Below are 16,085 nucleotides of genomic sequence, written 5' to 3'. Positions count from 1 at the left end.
AGGCCCCGGTCGCCGTACCATGGCCCCGTGACTTCGACCGTGGCACCGGACGCCGCGAGCCTGGCCGGGCCCGCGACGGGGTCGGGGCGCACCTATCAGGTTCGCACCTACGGCTGCCAGATGAACGTCCACGACTCCGAGCGGTTGGCGGGTCTGCTCGAGGCCGCCGGTTACCAACGCGCCGACGAGGGCGCCGACGCCGATGTGGTGGTCTTCAACACCTGCGCGGTGCGCGAAAACGCCGACAACAAGCTGTACGGAAACATCAGCCACCTGGCCCCGCGCAAACGCGACAACCCCGACTTCCAGATCGCCGTCGGTGGTTGCCTGGCCCAGAAAGACCGAGACTCCCTGCTGCGCAAGGCGCCCTGGGTCGATGTGGTCTTCGGCACGCACAACATCGGGTCGCTGCCCACCCTGCTGGAGCGGGCCCGGCACAACAAGGTCGCCCAGGTGGAGATCGTCGAGGCGCTGCAGGAATTTCCATCGTCGCTGCCGAGCGCCCGCGAATCCGCCTATGCTGCTTGGGTTTCCATCTCTGTCGGCTGCAACAACAGCTGCACGTTCTGCATCGTCCCGTCGCTGCGCGGCAAGGAGGTCGACCGCAGCCCGGCCGACATTCTCGCCGAAGTGCGATCGTTGGTGGCCGACGGCGTCCTGGAAGTCACGCTGCTCGGGCAGAACGTCAACGCATACGGTGTCTCGTTCGCCGATCCCGCTGTGTCCCGCAACCGCGGCGCCTTCGCCGAGCTGCTGCGCGCCTGCGGGGACATCGACGGACTGGAACGCGTGCGGTTCACCTCCCCGCACCCGGCAGAGTTCACCGACGACGTCATCGATGCGATGGCTCAGACGCCCAACGTGTGCCCGGCCCTGCATATGCCGTTGCAGTCGGGGTCGGACCGGGTGCTGCGGGCGATGCGGCGCTCGTATCGCGCGCAACGCTACCTCGGCATCATCGACCGCGTGCGCACGGCGATGCCGCACGCGGCCATCACCACCGACCTGATCGTCGGATTCCCCGGCGAAACCGAGGAGGACTTCGCGGCCACCCTCGACGTGGTGCGCCAGGCCCGGTTTGCGGCCGCGTTCACCTTCCAGTACTCGAAGCGGCCCGGAACCCCGGCCGCCGAACTCGACGGACAGCTGCCGAAAGACGTTGTGCAGGAACGCTATATGCGGCTGGTCGAATTGCAGGAGCAAATTTCGCTGGAGGGCAACCGCGAACTGGTCGGCCGGCAGGTCGAATTGCTGGTCGCGACCGGCGAGGGCCGCAAGGACGCGCGCACCGCTCGCATGACCGGGCGCGCCCGTGACGGCCGGCTGGTGCACTTCACCGCCGACACCCCGGTGCGCCCCGGAGACATCATCACCACCGTGGTCACCGGGGCCGCCCCGCACCACCTGATCGCCGACGCCGGCATCCTGACCCACCGCCGCACCCGGGCCGGTGACGGGCACGCCGCCGGACGGCGCGCCGGCGGTGTCGGTTTGGGCATGCCCGGCATTGGGCCGGCAATTCAAACAGTCGAAACCCAGGGATGTACCCGATGACGAACGAACATCCGGATCTTGATGCGCTGCGCTCCGAGATCGAGGCCGCCGAACGCCGCGTTGCACGCGAAATCGACCCCGGCCCAAGGGCATTGATCGTCGCCATCCTGGTGTTCGTGCTGCTCGGATCGTTCATCTTGCCGCATACCGGCCAGGTCCGCGGCTGGGATGTATTGTTCAGCAGCCACGGCGCCGGTGCGGCCGCGTTGTCGCTGCCGTCGAAGGTATTCCTCTGGTTCACACTGGTTTTCGGTGTCGGGTTCTCGATGCTGGCACTACTGACCCGGCGCTGGGCGCTGGCCTGGATCGCGCTGGCGGGCTCGTCGATAGCCAGCGCGACCGGGTTGTTGGCGGTGTGGTCGCGCCAGACCGCGGCGGCCGGTCATCCCGGCCCGGGGATCGGGCTGTGGGTCGCGTGGATCACGGTGATCCTCTTGACGTTCCACTGGGCCCGCGTGGTGTGGTCGCGCACGATCGTGCAACTCGCGGCCGAGGAGCAGCGGCGCCGGGTCAGCGCCGAGCAACAGTCCAGGACGCTGCTGGAGAGCCTGGGTGACCCGGACATCCCCGATGGTCCCGACGTCCAGGCGCCGCCGCCGGACCAGGCGGCGGGTCGCTAGGACCTACGGGTCAGCGCCTCGGCGGCCGCTTGCGCCCACTGCCGCCATTGTTCGGCGTTGGCTTGCGCCTCTTCGGCTTCCTTGGTTCGGCCGGCCGCGGCCGCCTTGCGGGCCTGCTGCTCGTAATGCTCGGCGCGGGTGGCGAACTGCTCGGCGCGTGCCTGCGCTTCGGGGTCAGACCAATTCGATTCGCCGGCGTCGCGCACCTTCTTCTCGACGGCACGCAGCCGCCGCTCCAGGTCGGCTGACCGTTCCCGGGGCACCTTGCCGATCGCGTCCCATTTGTCGGCGATCGACCGCAATGCCGCCCGGGCCGCTTCGTGGTTGCTGGTGTCGATCTTCTCGGCCTCGGCCAGCAGCGCCTCCTTGGCGGTGGCGTTGGCCCGCAACTCCTGATCCTTCTCCGCTGTCACGGCATTACGGGCGGAGAAGAAGGCATCCTGGGCAGCCTTGAAGCGCTTCCACAGCGCGTCGTCGACCTCACGGGTCGCGCGCCCCACCGATTTCCACTCGGTCAGCAAATTGCGGAATTCGGCGCTCGTCGCGGCCCAGTCCGTCGAATCGGACAGCTCCTCGGCTCGCTCGCACAGTCGCTCCTTGGACTGCCGCACGCCCGCGCGCTCGCGGTCCAACTCAGCGAAGTGCGAACCCCGCCTCCGGTTGAACGCTTCGCGCGCGGCCGAATAGCGCTTCCACAGCGCGTCGTCGACCTTGCGATCCAGTCCGGTGATCGTCTTCCACTCATCGAGAATCTCGCGCATCCGGTCCCCGGCGACCTTCCAGTGCGTCGAGTTGGCGGCCAGATCCTCGGCCTCGGCGGCCAGCGCCTCCTTGCGGGCGGTCTGCGCGGCTCGATGCTCGTCGCGGCGGGCGCGTTCGGCGGCGACCGAGGCTTCGGCGTGCTCCACCAGGACGGTCAGCCGGCCGGCGAGCGCGTCGACGTCGCCCAGCACCGAGGCCGTCGGCAACGTCTGGGCCAGCGCGGCCGCGTTGGCCTTGATCTTGCGGGCATCGCCGCTTCCGGAGGCCAGCCGTTCCTCCATCAGCGTGACTTCGGTGCTCAGGTCCTCGAATCGCCTGCCGAAGTGGGCGAATGCGGCCTCACGGTCGCCGGCCTGCCAGGAACCGATGATGCGTTCGCCGGCCGAGCTGACCAACCAGACCGTCCCGTCGTCGTCGACGCGTCCGTACTGATGTGGATTGCCGGCCGGTGGCAACACCACCGGGTGGGCGCTGGGTCGCGGTGTCGGCCCAGGGCGGGGACCCGGTCGCGGCCCGGGACGGGGTGCCGGTTTGGGCGCGTCGCTGGAGCGGGGCTCGTCATCGGTCATGCGCTCGTCACCATCTCTTGCACCCTTTCGCGCGCTCGCTGTCCCGCGCACCTGCCGCGCGTAGCGGCACCTCTACGGTCGGGAGACGTGCTGCGCTCGACAGCTGCTCCGTCACCGATTCCACCAGTATTCAAGCAGCTTGGCGGACCGTATGCCGCAACCTGATCGTCACCGCCTTGACAGCTCCTGTGAAACAGCGGGTGCACCCAGCATTTTTACCGTGAACCGCGCTCGACTTCGGAGAGAAACCGCACCTGCAACGAGGTGCACATCCGTCGCGGTGCCCGCGTTGAGTTCGGCGTGGTGCGTCACGATCAGCAAACGCTGGTGCTGGCGTCGAGTGACCGGTGTAGGACGCGGGTAACGGTTCGATTCCACCGTTGCCGGGGCCGTAGGGCGGGCACGCGGCACCCGGTACCGTGGTAGTGACAATTGGTGTTGCTGGTACTTGTGGGGCTGGAGGGGGCGCGTCAAGATAGTCAGGGGTGGGGCCCGCGCGGCGGCGGATTTAGCCCGCGGTTGCGCGACCGGGATCCTCGTCGCCGCGCAAGCCGGGGCGGGGCGTGGTCGCCGGGCTGTGACACCATGGGAGCGAGTTCGTCGGTCCTATCGGGCGTCACCAGCCGGCCACAGCCTTGCCACAGGCTCTACATAGGTTCGTGAACTACTTATTGCGCAGGACCGTTTCTTCCGCAGTGGCGCGGGCAATTTGAACGCTCACACAACGGAAACGGCTCCGAAACGGGTAGTGAATACCCGTCGCCAATGATGGCCCAGGTGGCCGCGTGCCGGGGAGGAGGTCGCAGATGGAGAAGACGGATATCGCGGTTCTTCTCGCCCTGCTCGCCGCGTTCGCGTCGGCACTGGGGAATGTCGTCCGTCAGCGTTCAGCACAGGAGATCACCGACAAGCCGGTGGGCCACCTCGAGCTCTTCCGGATGTCGGTGCGCGACGCCAAGTGGTGGCTGGGGGCCGGCGGAGCCATCGCGAACTACGCCCTGCAGGCCGCGGCCTTGACGCTGGGCTCCGTCATGCTGGTCACGTCATTGCAGGTGACGGCGTTGTTGTTCGCGCTGCCGATCTACGCGCGCATGACCCGGCGGTCGGTCACCCGCTGGGAATGGACCTGGGCGCTGCTGCTGGCCGCCGCGTTGGCGGTGGTGGTCGTCGTCGGCGATCCGGATCCCGGCGCCTCGCGCGGCTCGGTGCAAACCTGGTTGGTGGTCGCCCTGGTGATGGGCCCGGCGCTGGTGTTCTGCGTGTGGGGTGCGCGCAAGTGGCCCGGCTCGGTGGCCGCGGTACTGCTGGCCATCGTCGCCGGTTCGTCGTTGGCGCTGTTCGCGGTCCTGACCAAGGCCGTGGTGGTGATCGTCGGAGACGGCGTCGGTGCGCTGTTGACCGCGCCCGAGTTCTACGCGTGGATAGCGGCTGCCCTCGCGGGGATGATCTTCCAGCAGTCGTCCTTCCGGGCCGGCTCGCTGACCGCCTCGCTGCCGACGTCCGTGGTGGCCAAGCCGGTCGTTGGGTCGATCCTCGGCATGGCCGTGCTCGGTGAATACCTCGACTGCAACGGGACCGCCGAGTTGGTGCTCGCCATCGGCGTCGTGGTGGTGGCGGTCGCGACCGTGGCCTTGGCCCGCGGTGAGGCGGCGACCATGTCGAGCAGCTTCGCGGAGAAGCTGGCGAAAAAAGCGCTGCGCCGATCGGGCGAGGTGCGCCTGGCCGAGGCGGAGTGCCGCAGCTGACGGTCGGTGTCCTGGGCGTCGATTAGTTTGATGTCGTGCTGAGCGCCATCGCGATCGTTCCCTCCACGCCGCTGCTTGTTCCCGAGCTGGCCGGCGCGGCGGCCGCCGAATTGGCCGACCTGGCCACGGCGGTGCTGGCGGGGGCCGCGCTGTTGCCGCCGCGGTGGGTCGTGATCGGCACGGCCGACGCCGATGAGGTGCTGGGCCCCGACGGGATCGGCAGCTTTGGCGGCTACGGCGCCGATGTGCGCGTCCGCCTGTCGGCGCGGGCCGCCGGCCCGGCCGATGCGGTGGCCGACCTCCCGCTCTGCGCGTTGATTGCGGGCTGGCTGCGTGGCCAGGTCCGTCCCGAGGCCGACGCGCGGGTCCGCGTCTATCGCGGCGATCACCACGTCGACACCGCGCTGGAGATGGGCCGGCGGCTGCGGGCTGAGATCGACCGTGCGTCCGATCCGCTCGGCGTGCTGGTCGTCGCCGACGGCGCGAACACCCTGACCGCGGGTGCGCCCGGCGCCTTCGACCCCGCGAGCCCCGATGCCCAGCGGGCCCTGGACGACGCGTTGGCCAGCGGTGACATCGCCGCGCTGGCCGGGCTGCCGGAACAGATCCTGGGGCGGGTCGCATTCCAGGTGCTGGCCGGCCTGACCGAGCCGGGGCCACGTTCGGCCAAGGAGCTGTACCGGGGAGCGCCCTACGGTGTGGGCTACTTCGCCGGAGCCTGGCAGCCATGAGACCACTGGCGATCATCGGCCCCACCGGGACCGGCAAGTCGCAGCTGGCCCTCGACGTCGTCGAGCAACTCAGCGGCGAGGTGAGCGCCGAGATCGTCAACGCCGACGCCATGCAGTTCTACCGCGGCATGGACATCGGGACCGCCAAGCTGCCCGTCGACGAACGTCGCGGCATCCCGCATCACCAGCTCGACGTCCTGAACGTCACCCAGACCGCGACCGTCGCCCGCTATCAGCGAGCCGCCGCCGCGGATATCGAGGCGATCGCGGCCCGCGGCGCGGTGCCGGTCATCGTCGGCGGTTCGATGCTCTACGTCCAGTCGCTGCTGGACGACTGGACGTTTCCCGCCACCGACCCCGCGGTGCGGGCCCGCTGGGAACAACGGCTCGCCGAGGTCGGCGTCGGCGTGCTGCACGCCGAGCTGGCCCGCCGCGACCCGGCCGCCGCCGCGGCGATCCTGCCCACCGATGGCCGCCGCACGGTGCGCGCGCTCGAGGTTGTCGAGCTCACCGGCCGGCCGTACGCGGCGTCCGCGCCCCGTATCGGCGCACCCCGCTGGGGCAGCGCTATCATCGGATTGGATTGTGACACAACGATTCTCGACGAGAGATTGGCACGACGCACCGACACTATGTTCGCCCAGGGCCTGGTCGAGGAGGTGCGTGCGCTGCTGCTCGAAGGCCTGCGCGACGGCGTCACCGCGTCACGCGCGCTGGGTTACGCGCAGGTCCTTGCCGCGCTCGATGCCGACGACCCCGCGGCGTTGCGCGGCGCGCAGGAGCTGACGTTCGTGGGCACCCGCCGCTACGTGCGAAGGCAACGATCGTGGTTTCGCCGTGATCACCGCGTGCACTGGGTCGACGTGGGCGCCGCGACCGAGTCCGACCGCGCCCGCGTCGTCGCCGACACCTTGCGGGCGTGGCGGCACGTACCCTGAACAGGTGATCTTCGCGAAGGGCCATGGCACCCAGAACGACTTCGTGCTGCTGCCCGACCTGGACGCCGAGCTGTCGCTCACCCCGGCCGGGGTGGCCGCGCTGTGCGACCGCCGCCGCGGGCTGGGCGCCGACGGTGTGCTGCGGATCACCACCGCGGGCGCCGCCCTGGAAGTCGGCGTGCTGGATCGGCTGCCCGACGGTGTCGGCGCGGACGACTGGTACATGGACTATCGCAACGCCGACGGGTCGACCGCGCAGATGTGCGGCAACGGAGTGCGGGTGTTCGCCCACTACCTGCGTGCCAGCGGCCTGGAGACCCGCGACGAGTTCGTCGTCGGATCGCTGGCGGGGCCGCGGATGGTCACCATGCACCACGCCGACGCCACCAACGCCGACGTCACCGTCGACATGGGCAAGGCCAACCGGATGGGCGCGGGGGAGGCTGTCGTCGGCGGCCGGCGCCTGCGGGGGTTGGCGATCGACGTCGGCAATCCGCACCTGGCGTGCGTCGACCCGCAGCTCAGTGGCGATGAGCTCGCCGCGCTTGATGTCGCCGCGCCGGTGCAGTTCGACCGGGCGCAGTTCCCCGACGGCGTCAACGTCGAAGTACTCACCGCGGCGGTCGGTGGCGTGGTGCGGATGCGGGTCCATGAGCGCGGGGTCGGTGAAACCCGTTCCTGCGGAACCGGAACCGTCGCGGCCGCGGTTGCTGCCCTCGCCGACGCCGGGGCCGACACCGGCACGCTGACCGTTCGGGTGCCCGGGGGTGACGTCGACGTCACCATCACCGATGCCACCAGTTTCCTGCGCGGGCCGTCGGTGCTGCTGGCCCGCGGCCTAGTGAGCGAGGACTGGTGGAACGCCCAATAATTCGGATGCACGCCACGGATTTGGCGTGCACTATTGCTAATTGCCTATGACACATCCTGAACTGCCGTACCCCGAACAGCCGGCCGGCCATCCCGCGTCCGAGCCCAGTGTCGGTGAACTCGCCCTCGAAGACCGATCGGCACTGCGTCGCGTTGCCGGGCTGTCGACCGAACTCGCCGACATCTCCGAGGTCGAATACCGACAGCTGCGGCTGGAACGCGTCGTGCTGGTGGGCGTGTGGACCGAGGGCAGCGCGGCCGACAACCAGGCGAGCCTGGCCGAGTTGGCGGCGCTGGCCGAAACCGCCGGCTCGCAGGTGCTCGAGGGGCTGATTCAGCGCCGCGACAAGCCCGACCCGTCGACCTACATCGGCTCGGGTAAGGCCCAGGAGTTGCGCGACGTGGTCGTGGCCACCGGCGCCGACACCGTGATCTGCGACGGTGAACTGTCCCCGGCGCAGCTGACCGCCCTGGAAAAGGCCGTCAAGGTCAAGGTCATCGATCGCACCGCGCTGATCCTCGACATCTTCGCGCAGCACGCCACCAGCCGCGAAGGTAAGGCCCAGGTGTCGCTGGCGCAGATGGAGTACATGCTGCCGCGACTGCGCGGCTGGGGTGAGTCGATGTCGCGGCAGGCCGGTGGCCGCGCCGGCGGCAGCGGCGGCGGGGTGGGACTGCGTGGTCCCGGTGAGACCAAGATCGAGACCGACCGGCGCCGCATCCGCGAGCGAATGTCCAAGCTGCGCCGCGAGATCAAGGACATGAAGCAGGCCCGCGACACCCAACGCAGTCGCCGCGTGCACAGCGATATGCCGTCCGTCGCGATCGTCGGCTACACCAACGCCGGCAAGTCCAGCCTCCTCAACGCGCTCACCGGGGCCGGCGTGCTGGTGCAGGACGCACTGTTCGCCACCCTGGAGCCCACCACCCGGCGTGCCGAGTTCCCCGACGGCCGTCCGCTCGTGCTCACCGATACCGTCGGGTTTGTGCGGCACCTGCCCACCCAGCTGGTTGAGGCCTTCCGTTCGACGCTGGAGGAGGTCGTCGACGCCGATCTGCTGGTGCACGTCGTGGATGGCTCCGACGTCAACCCGGTCGCCCAGATCAATGCGGTGCGCCAGGTGGTCTCCGAAGTGGTCTCAGACCACCAGGGGGAGCCGCCGCCGGAGTTGTTGGTGGTGAACAAGATCGACGCCGCGAGCGACCTGATGCTGGCCAAGCTGCGGCACGGGCTGCCCGGCGCGGTGTTCGTCTCCGCGCGTACCGGCGAGGGCATCGACGAGCTGCGCCGGCGGATGGCCGAACTGGCCGCTCCCACCGACGCCGCCGTCGACGTGGTGATTCCCTACGACCGCGGCGACCTGGTGGCCCGCGTGCACGCCGACGGCCGCGTCCAGGAAGAAGAGCACGACTCCGTTGGCACGCGGATCAAGGCCCGGGTTCCGGTGGCCCTGGCCGCGAGCCTGCGGCAATTCGCCACGGCCAACGGCTCGACTCCCCAGGGGTAGACCCGGGCGCCTGCCGACCAACCGTCTGGTTGGTATATCTTGGGCGGCAGAGTTCCCGGCGGCCGGAGGTTATCCATGGGCAGTGCAATCAAGTACCAGCGCACACTGTTTGAACCCGAACACGATCTGTTCCGCGAGTCCTACCGGGCCTTCCTCGAGCGCCATGTGGCGCCCTACCACGACGAGTGGGAGAAGGCGAAAATTGTCGACCGCGGCGTCTGGCTCGAGGCCGGCAAGCAGGGATTCCTGGGCATGGCGGTGCCCGAAGAGTACGGCGGCGGCGGCAATCCCGACTTCCGGTACAACACGATCATCACCGAGGAGACGACCGCCGGGCGATACAGCGGAATCGGCTTCGGACTGCACAACGACATCATCGCGCCGTATTTGCTGGAGCTGACCAACGAAGAGCAGAAGCAACGCTGGTTGCCGAAGTTCTGCACCGGCGAAATGATCACCGCGATCGCGATGACCGAGCCGGGAACGGGCAGCGACCTGCAGGGCATCAAGACCCGCGCGGTCAAGCAGGGCGATCACTACGTGCTCAACGGCGCAAAGACGTTCATCACCAACGGAATCAACTCCGACCTGGTGATCGTCGTCGCGCAGACTGATCCGGACAAGGGCTCACAAGGCTTTTCGCTGCTCGCCGTCGAGCGCGGCATGGAAGGCTTTGAGCGGGGCCGCCATCTGGACAAGATCGGTCTCGACGCGCAGGACACGGCGGAGCTGTCGTTCACCGACGTCAAGGTTCCCGTCGAAAACCTGCTCGGTGAAGAGGGCAAGGGCTTCATCTATTTGATGCAGAACTTGCCGCAGGAGCGGATCAACATCGCGGTCATGGCCGCCGCGGCGATGGAGCAGGTGCTCGAGCAGACGCTGCAATACACCAAGGAGCGCAAGGCCTTTGGCAAACCGATCGGCAGTTTCCAGAACAGCCGCTTCGTGCTGGCCGAGCTGGCGACCGAGGCCACCGTGGTGCGCATCATGGTCGACGAGTTCCTGCGGCTGCACCTGGACAAGAAGCTGACGGCAGAGCAGGCCGCGATGGCCAAGTGGTACTCCACCGAAAAGCAGGTGCATCTGATCGATCGGTGTCTGCAGCTGCACGGCGGCTACGGCTACATGCGCGAATACTCGGTTGCTCGTTCCTATCTCGATGCCCGGGTGCAGACGATCTATGGCGGCACAACCGAGATCATGAAGGAGATCGTCGGGCGCAGCCTCGGGGTCTAGCCGCGTGATCAGGACGCATATCGGCTAACGTCGGCGTCGGTGGACCAATCTTGCTGTCACGCAACAACGAATCGTCGGCAGACGCGCGGTACCCGTGCGGATGGTGACACGAACCACGCACAAATAGTCGGCTTACGCTGTCATTGCTTGGGTTTACGGCAAAATAGTCGATGCCCATGAATAGCTCCTTTGCTCGAGTGGATAGCCGGCGCCTCGCGTACGGTCGGCGCATGTCCATCGGCTGCACGGAGCACGTCATCGCCCGCCCCCGGCGTGTCCTGAGGCAGGATCGGTCGCGACATGATCGTCGTACCGCATCATTTCGACATCGGAGTGGTCTCCGTTTTCGTAATATTCGCGAATTGCCTTCGTATTTCTTGTTCGCTGGAGCAAAGTTATGCGAGCCCGGCGATAATACGAACTCGGTGGGGTTCGTCACCCGCGTTTGGGGCACCAACCGCGCGCGGGGCCGCAGGGTACGGGCATGGCCATGCAAAAGGGCATATCCGTCGGCTGGGAGGCTTGGTGAACGGGAAGAGAGGTCACGTGCGCAGGCTCGCTGGTCGGGCGCTCATCAGCGTGGCGACCACAGCGTTGGCCATCGTCCTGTTGGCACCTACCGTTTCAGCGTCTCCGATCGGTGACGCCGAAGCCGCCATCATGGCCGAGTGGACGAAGGCGGGCGGCGACACCTCTCCGCTCGGACCCCGTAAGGGTGACGTCTACCCGGTTGCCGACGGCTTCGCGTGCGACTTCGACGGCGGCAAATTCTTCTTCACCACGGCCACCGGGGCGAAATTCATCTACGGCCCGATCCTGGAGAAATACGACATGCTGGGCGGCGCGGCCGCCGGCGATCTGGGCTTTCCGACCATCAACGAGGTGCCCGGTCTGGCGGGCCCGGACAGTCGGGTGGCGACGTTTTCGGCCAGCGACAAGCCGGTGATCTATTGGACGCCCGATCACGGCGCGTTCGTCGTGCGCGGCGCCCTCAACGCCGCCTGGGACAAGCTCGGCAGCTCCGGCGGTGTCCTGGGCGCCCCGGTCTCCGATGAGACCTACGACGGCGAGGTGTCCTCGCAGAAGTTCAGCGGCGGCCAGATCTCCTGGAATCGCAAAACCAAGGAATTCACCACTGAGCCAGCGAATTTGGCCGAGCAGCTCAAGGGCCTACAGGTAGCGATCGATCCCACCGCGGCCATCAACATGGCCTGGCGCGCGGCCGGCGGCGTCAATGGTCCGCTGGGCGCCAAGCAGGGCGGGCCGAATCCCATCGGCGGTGACGGCATCGTCCAGAACTTCGCCGGGGGCAAGGTGTTCTTCAGCCCGGCGACCGGTGCGAGCGCGCTGGAAAGCGACATCCTGGCGAAGTACGAATCGGTCGGTGGTCCGGTCAGCAGCGACCTGGGTTTCCCCACCGCTAACGAGTCCGACGGCGGCATCAGCCCCAACAGCCGAATCGCCTCCTTCTCCGGGGCCGACAAGCCGGTCATCTTCTGGACTTCCGACCATGGTGCCTTCGTCGTGCGGGGCGCCATGAAGGCAGCCTGGGACAAGCTGCGTGGTGCCACCGGAAAGCTGGGCGCGCCGGTCGGCGATCAGACCGTCGACGGCGACGTGATCTCGCAGAAGTTCACCGGCGGCAAGATCTCGTGGAACCGCGCGAAGAACACCTTCTCCACGGACCCGGCCAACCTGGCTCCGCTGCTGTCGGGTCTGCAGGTGTCGGGGCAGAACCAGCCGAGCGGTTCGGCGATGCCCGCGCACGCCAAGAAGTGGTTCAGCTGGAGCTGGTGGTACCTGTTCGCCCTGGTTCCGCTGCTGATTCTGGTGCTGCTGGTGGTGTTCGTGGCGTTGCGCTGGCGCCGGCACCGTGCCGGTCGCAACAGCGCACCCTACGACCTGGAGCGCGATGTCGATGTCGGCGGCTACGGGGACACGCGTGAGCCGGGCTGGGGTCCCGACTACGCCGAGCACATGTCGTTCACCGACACGCACGAACCGGATCTCCGGGACGCCGAACACGCGCCGCTGGCCAGGTGGCCGCACTCACCCGAAACCGCCGAAATCGACGAAGACGGCGGGTATGACGAGCCGTCGCATCCCGTCACCGAGGAAGAATGGGATGAGCTGGCGGTCGACGAGCGGGATCCCGACTCGGTCGACACCGACTCCATCCCAGTCGTGTCCGCCGACGATCTGTCCGACGCCGGATACGGCGACGAACTGCCCGAAGTCGGCTACCCGGAGAGTCCCGACGTACCGCAGAGCGCGTATCCCGACGTCGTCGCGGAGGACGAATACGCCGATGCCGCGGGCCCGGAAGGCGCTTATTCGCCCGAAGGCGGCTATCCGGACGCCGGCTATCCCGACCTCCTCGACGAGGACGCCGCCTACCCGGCGGGGGGCTACCCGGGCGCCGCCTACCCGGAGGCGGGTTACCCGGGCGCCGAGGAGGAAGAGGCCGCCCATCCCGCCGAGGAGCCGGAGACCGCGTACCCCGATGTCGCCGTGCCGCACACGCCTCCGGATCTGGCCGGTGCCGCCGGCGGCGCGTCTGGTGCTGCCGGTGGGGCCGCCGCGGGTGGCGCCGCAGCCAGCCTCGCAGCCGCGCTGGGTGCCGCGGCCGGCGTCGCACCCAGAGCGGCGGGACGGCACGCAGCCGCGGATGCCGAAGACGAGTCGGACTTTGTACCGGTGGCCTCGATCGGGGCATTAGGCCCCGCCGGGCGCCCGACGATCCACCTGCCGTTGGACGACCCGTATCAGATGCCCGACGGCTACCCGATCAAGGTAAGTGTTCGCTTCGGCCTTTATTACACGCCGGACAGCGACCTCTACCACGACACGCTCGCCGAGATCTGGCTGTCCAGCGAGGAAGCCGCGCTGGTCAACGGCTTCGTGAAGGCCGACTGAAGCCCTAGCGCGCGGCGCTATACCTTGCGGATCACCGTCACGACCTTGCCGAGCACGGTCGCGTCATTGCCGGGGATGGGATCGAACGCCGGGTTGTGCGGCATCAGCCACACCTGACCGCCCGCGCGCTTGAACGTCTTGACGGTGGCCTCACCGTCGAGCATGGCGGCAACGATGTCGCCGTTGTCGGCGACATTCTGTTGCCGCACCACCACCCAGTCGCCGTCGCAGATCGCGGCTTCGACCATCGAGTCGCCGACCACCTTGAGCAAGAACAACGTGCCCTCGCCGACCAGCTCGCGGGGGAGCGGGAAGACGTCCTCGACGGCCTCCTCGGCCAGGATCGGACCACCGGCCGCGATGCGCCCGAGCACGGGGACGAACGTCGGTTCCGGTAACGCGTCGGACCCGGCGACCTCGGTGAGCGGCGCGGCCGCCACCGCGTCGTCGGCGCCGCGGACATCGACGGCCCGGGGGCGGTTCGGGTCGCGGCGCAGATATCCCTTGCGCTCAAGGGTGCGCAGTTGGTGAGCCACCGAGGAGGTCGATGTCAGCCCGACGGCGTCGCCGATCTCCCTGATGCTCGGCGGGTAACCACGGGTGGTCACCGACTCCCGGATGACATTCAAGATGGTGCGTTGCCGCTGGGTAAGCGATGAATCCACGGAACGCAGGCGGCCGTCCGGGCCGGTCGCCGAGGTGTCGTTGCTGTCGCTCATGGCACTGAATGTAGCCTCCCTGAACTCAAGAATCAAACATGTGTTCGACTGGCGTGTCATGGCAAGCATATGGTGGCTAAAGACCCTAGAACGGCTGAATCACACGTGTGTAACTTTTGCGTAGACCGGGTACCTGTGCTGCATGGAAGGGACGGCGACCGGCAGAAGTTGTCGGTGGCGGGGTCTAGCGTTTTGCTCGTGCGACACGCTTCGCTCAAATGTTCGGATTTCGAACACACGAGCGATAGTGTCGAACACACGAGCGAGGATTCGACGACCGGAGGAACGCACCATGACGCTCATGCACACAGTCTCACCGCGGACCAGCAACATGCGGCGCCCCAGCGATGGGCTGGTTGCTCGGCCTCGCTATGACGTCGCACGGCCGCGGTACGAGCAGGAGCGCGTGCTGCGGTCGCGCCGGTCGGTGCAGGCCCGGCCGGCCGGGGCGCCGATGCGCTACCGCGGTACCGGTGTTTCGGTGTCGCAAGCATCGCATCGCCGCCGGCCGGTCACGCTGGGGACAACGGTGGGTCTGGCCCTGATGGCCGGCGTCATCACGCTGTGGCTGGGCCTGGTCGCGAATCTCGGTCAGATCGCCAACGGCGACTCCGCGACGGCTCCCGTTCCGGACCGGCTCTCGGTCGTGCAGGTCGAGCCGGGCGAATCCCTTCAGGATGTGGCGCACCGGGTCGCGCCGGAGGCGCCGGCCCGCCAGGTCGCCGACCGCATCCGCGAACTCAACAACTTGAGCTCTCCCGCGCTGGCCGCCGGCCAGACCCTGATCGCGCCGGTCGGCTGACCGTAGCCGCGTATCGCGAAAACCGCTCTCCGCCAAGGCTCCTCGGTCCTCCCATCGGTGACGGCGCGTGCGTGGCGGCTGCATTGGCCCGCCGGGGGAGCGCACGGGTACGCTCGGAGTGTTCTTCCGAGATGCCGGCACAGCGAAGGAGCGGTCATGCATTGCCCGTTCTGTCGCCATCCCGACTCCCGGGTGATCGACTCCCGGGAAACCGATGAAGGCCAAGCCATTCGGCGCCGCCGATCCTGTCCGGAGTGCGGACGCCGGTTCACCACCGTCGAAACCGCGATCCTGGCCGTCGTCAAACGCAGCGGTGTCACCGAGCCGTTCAGTCGCGAAAAGGTCATCAAAGGCGTGCGCCGCGCCTGCCAGGGCCGCCAGGTAGACGAGGACGCGTTGAATCTGCTGGCCCAGCAGGTAGAAGACACCGTCCGTGCCGCGGGCTCGCCGGAGGTTCCCAGTCACGAAGTCGGCCTGGCGATCCTCGGCCCGTTGCGTGACCTGGACGAGGTGGCCTATCTGCGGTTCGCCTCGGTATACCGGTCCTTTTCGTCGGCCGACGATTTCGAGCGCGAGATCGCCGCGCTTCGCAAGCACCGCCAAGTATCGACACCGAGCTGACCCCGATGCCCCCGGACCTGCATCCCGATCTCGAGGCGCTCGCGCCGCTGCTCGGCACCTGGGCTGGCCGCGGTTCGGGCGAATACCCGACGATCCAGCCCTTCGAGTATCTCGAAGAAATCGTGTTTTCCCATGTGGGCAAACCGTTTCTGGCCTATGCGCAAAAGACCAAAGGGGCCGACGACGGCAAGCCGATGCATGCCGAGACCGGCTACCTTCGGGTGCCGCAGCCCGGCCACGTCGAGATGGTGCTGGCCCACCCCAGCGGCGTGACGGAAATCGAGGTCGGGACCTACCGGGTGACCGGCGGCGTCATCGAAATCGAGGTGGCCACCACCTCGGTCGGATTGACCCCGACCGCCAAAGAGGTTTCCGCGCTTGGCCGAAGCGTGCGAATCGACGGCGACCAGCTGTCCTACTCGGTGCGGATGGGTGCGGTCGGGCAGCCCCTGCAGCATCATCTGTCCGCGGAGCTGCAGCGCAAGGCCTGAATC

The 16,085-nt window shown here is 68.1% G+C and carries 14 protein-coding genes; 12 read left to right on the top strand and 2 right to left on the bottom strand.

The window, feature by feature from the left end; translation table 11 throughout:
* Positions 1 to 27: 27 nt before the first annotated feature.
* Both miaB and AAHS21_RS25690 read left to right on the top strand, forming a co-directional pair.
* Entirely contained in the window at positions 28 to 1,554 is a 1,527-nt protein-coding gene (gene miaB, locus AAHS21_RS25695) for a tRNA (N6-isopentenyl adenosine(37)-C2)-methylthiotransferase MiaB (protein ID WP_342930345.1), read from the top strand.
* Entirely contained in the window at positions 1,542 to 2,174 is a 633-nt protein-coding gene (locus AAHS21_RS25690; protein ID WP_342930344.1) for a hypothetical protein, read from the top strand. The genes miaB and AAHS21_RS25690 overlap by 13 nt, the downstream gene beginning before the upstream one ends.
* Here the strand turns inward: AAHS21_RS25690 and AAHS21_RS25685 are convergent.
* Complete coding sequence (locus tag AAHS21_RS25685; protein ID WP_342930343.1) at positions 2,171 to 3,505, bottom strand: DUF349 domain-containing protein; 1,335 nt, start codon at positions 3,503 to 3,505, stop codon at positions 2,171 to 2,173. The two genes, AAHS21_RS25690 and AAHS21_RS25685, sit on opposite strands and share 4 nt — an antisense overlap.
* 806 nt (positions 3,506 to 4,311) lie before the next feature.
* On the opposite strand from AAHS21_RS25685, the gene AAHS21_RS25680 reads away from it, so the two are divergent.
* From AAHS21_RS25680 to AAHS21_RS25650, 7 genes are all read left to right on the top strand, one after another.
* Complete coding sequence (locus AAHS21_RS25680; RefSeq protein WP_342930342.1) at positions 4,312 to 5,250, top strand: DMT family transporter; 939 nt, start codon at positions 4,312 to 4,314, stop codon at positions 5,248 to 5,250.
* Positions 5,251 to 5,285: 35 nt separating this feature from the next.
* A complete protein-coding gene (locus tag AAHS21_RS25675; protein ID WP_342930341.1) occupies positions 5,286 to 5,981 on the top strand; it encodes a hypothetical protein in 696 nt (231 codons plus the stop codon).
* Entirely contained in the window at positions 5,978 to 6,919 is a 942-nt protein-coding gene (gene miaA, locus AAHS21_RS25670; protein ID WP_342930340.1) for a tRNA (adenosine(37)-N6)-dimethylallyltransferase MiaA, read from the top strand. Before AAHS21_RS25675 ends, miaA begins: the two co-directional genes overlap by 4 nt.
* 4 nt (positions 6,920 to 6,923) lie before the next feature.
* Positions 6,924 to 7,790 carry a diaminopimelate epimerase gene (gene dapF, locus AAHS21_RS25665; protein ID WP_342930339.1) on the top strand — a complete coding sequence of 289 codons (867 nt, stop codon included), beginning with the start codon at positions 6,924 to 6,926 and terminating at the stop codon, positions 7,788 to 7,790.
* Positions 7,791 to 7,836: 46 nt separating this feature from the next.
* Positions 7,837 to 9,297 (top strand): GTPase HflX, encoded by a 1,461-nt coding sequence (gene hflX / locus AAHS21_RS25660; RefSeq protein ID WP_342930338.1) that lies wholly within the window; start codon positions 7,837 to 7,839, stop codon positions 9,295 to 9,297.
* A 75-nt stretch (positions 9,298 to 9,372) separates the two neighbouring features.
* Complete coding sequence (locus AAHS21_RS25655) at positions 9,373 to 10,533, top strand: acyl-CoA dehydrogenase family protein (protein ID WP_342930337.1); 1,161 nt, start codon at positions 9,373 to 9,375, stop codon at positions 10,531 to 10,533.
* 546 nt (positions 10,534 to 11,079) lie between these two features.
* Entirely contained in the window at positions 11,080 to 13,449 is a 2,370-nt protein-coding gene (locus AAHS21_RS25650) for a hypothetical protein (RefSeq protein ID WP_342930336.1), read from the top strand.
* A 17-nt stretch (positions 13,450 to 13,466) separates the two neighbouring features.
* Here the strand turns inward: AAHS21_RS25650 and lexA are convergent, their stop codons facing one another.
* Positions 13,467 to 14,168 carry a transcriptional repressor LexA gene (gene lexA, locus AAHS21_RS25645; protein WP_342930335.1) on the bottom strand — a complete coding sequence of 234 codons (702 nt, stop codon included), beginning with the start codon at positions 14,166 to 14,168 and terminating at the stop codon, positions 13,467 to 13,469.
* 292 nt (positions 14,169 to 14,460) lie between these two features.
* Here lexA and AAHS21_RS25640 point away from each other — a divergent pair, with 292 nt between their 5' ends.
* The 3 genes from AAHS21_RS25640 (at position 14,461) to AAHS21_RS25630 (ending at position 16,082) form a co-directional block, all read left to right on the top strand.
* Positions 14,461 to 14,970 (top strand): LysM peptidoglycan-binding domain-containing protein, encoded by a 510-nt coding sequence (locus tag AAHS21_RS25640; protein WP_342930334.1) that lies wholly within the window; start codon positions 14,461 to 14,463, stop codon positions 14,968 to 14,970.
* 156 nt (positions 14,971 to 15,126) lie between these two features.
* Positions 15,127 to 15,591: a transcriptional regulator NrdR gene (gene nrdR / locus AAHS21_RS25635; protein WP_096286374.1), complete on the top strand. Its 465-nt coding sequence runs from the start codon at positions 15,127 to 15,129 to the stop codon at positions 15,589 to 15,591.
* 5 nt (positions 15,592 to 15,596) lie between these two features.
* Positions 15,597 to 16,082 (top strand): peroxynitrite isomerase, encoded by a 486-nt coding sequence (locus AAHS21_RS25630; protein ID WP_342930333.1) that lies wholly within the window; start codon positions 15,597 to 15,599, stop codon positions 16,080 to 16,082.
* Positions 16,083 to 16,085: the final 3 nt, after the last annotated feature.

Origin of the sequence: Mycobacterium sp. 050272 (assembly GCF_039023525.1) — a bacterium.
In the GTDB taxonomy this organism is placed as follows: Bacteria; Actinomycetota; Actinomycetes; order Mycobacteriales; family Mycobacteriaceae; genus Mycobacterium.
The sequence above is the reverse complement of the archived record's forward strand: the minus strand, read 5'-3'. Positions and strand labels throughout refer to the sequence as shown.

What these genes read in the sequence shown, in the direction of transcription:
- AAHS21_RS25690 (WP_342930344.1), top strand. Translation starts at nt 1,542, where the DNA reads ATGTACCCGATGACGAACGAACATCCGGATCTTGATGCGCTGCGCTCC.
- AAHS21_RS25685 (WP_342930343.1), bottom strand. Translation starts at nt 3,505, where the DNA reads ATGACCGATGACGAGCCCCGCTCCAGCGACGCGCCCAAACCGGCACCC.
- AAHS21_RS25680 (WP_342930342.1), top strand. Translation starts at nt 4,312, where the DNA reads ATGGAGAAGACGGATATCGCGGTTCTTCTCGCCCTGCTCGCCGCGTTC.
- miaA (WP_342930340.1), top strand. Translation starts at nt 5,978, where the DNA reads ATGAGACCACTGGCGATCATCGGCCCCACCGGGACCGGCAAGTCGCAG.
- hflX (WP_342930338.1), top strand. Translation starts at nt 7,837, where the DNA reads ATGACACATCCTGAACTGCCGTACCCCGAACAGCCGGCCGGCCATCCC.
- AAHS21_RS25655 (WP_342930337.1), top strand. Translation starts at nt 9,373, where the DNA reads ATGGGCAGTGCAATCAAGTACCAGCGCACACTGTTTGAACCCGAACAC.
- lexA (WP_342930335.1), bottom strand. Translation starts at nt 14,168, where the DNA reads ATGAGCGACAGCAACGACACCTCGGCGACCGGCCCGGACGGCCGCCTG.
- AAHS21_RS25640 (WP_342930334.1), top strand. Translation starts at nt 14,461, where the DNA reads ATGACGCTCATGCACACAGTCTCACCGCGGACCAGCAACATGCGGCGC.
- nrdR (WP_096286374.1), top strand. Translation starts at nt 15,127, where the DNA reads ATGCATTGCCCGTTCTGTCGCCATCCCGACTCCCGGGTGATCGACTCC.
- AAHS21_RS25630 (WP_342930333.1), top strand. Translation starts at nt 15,597, where the DNA reads ATGCCCCCGGACCTGCATCCCGATCTCGAGGCGCTCGCGCCGCTGCTC.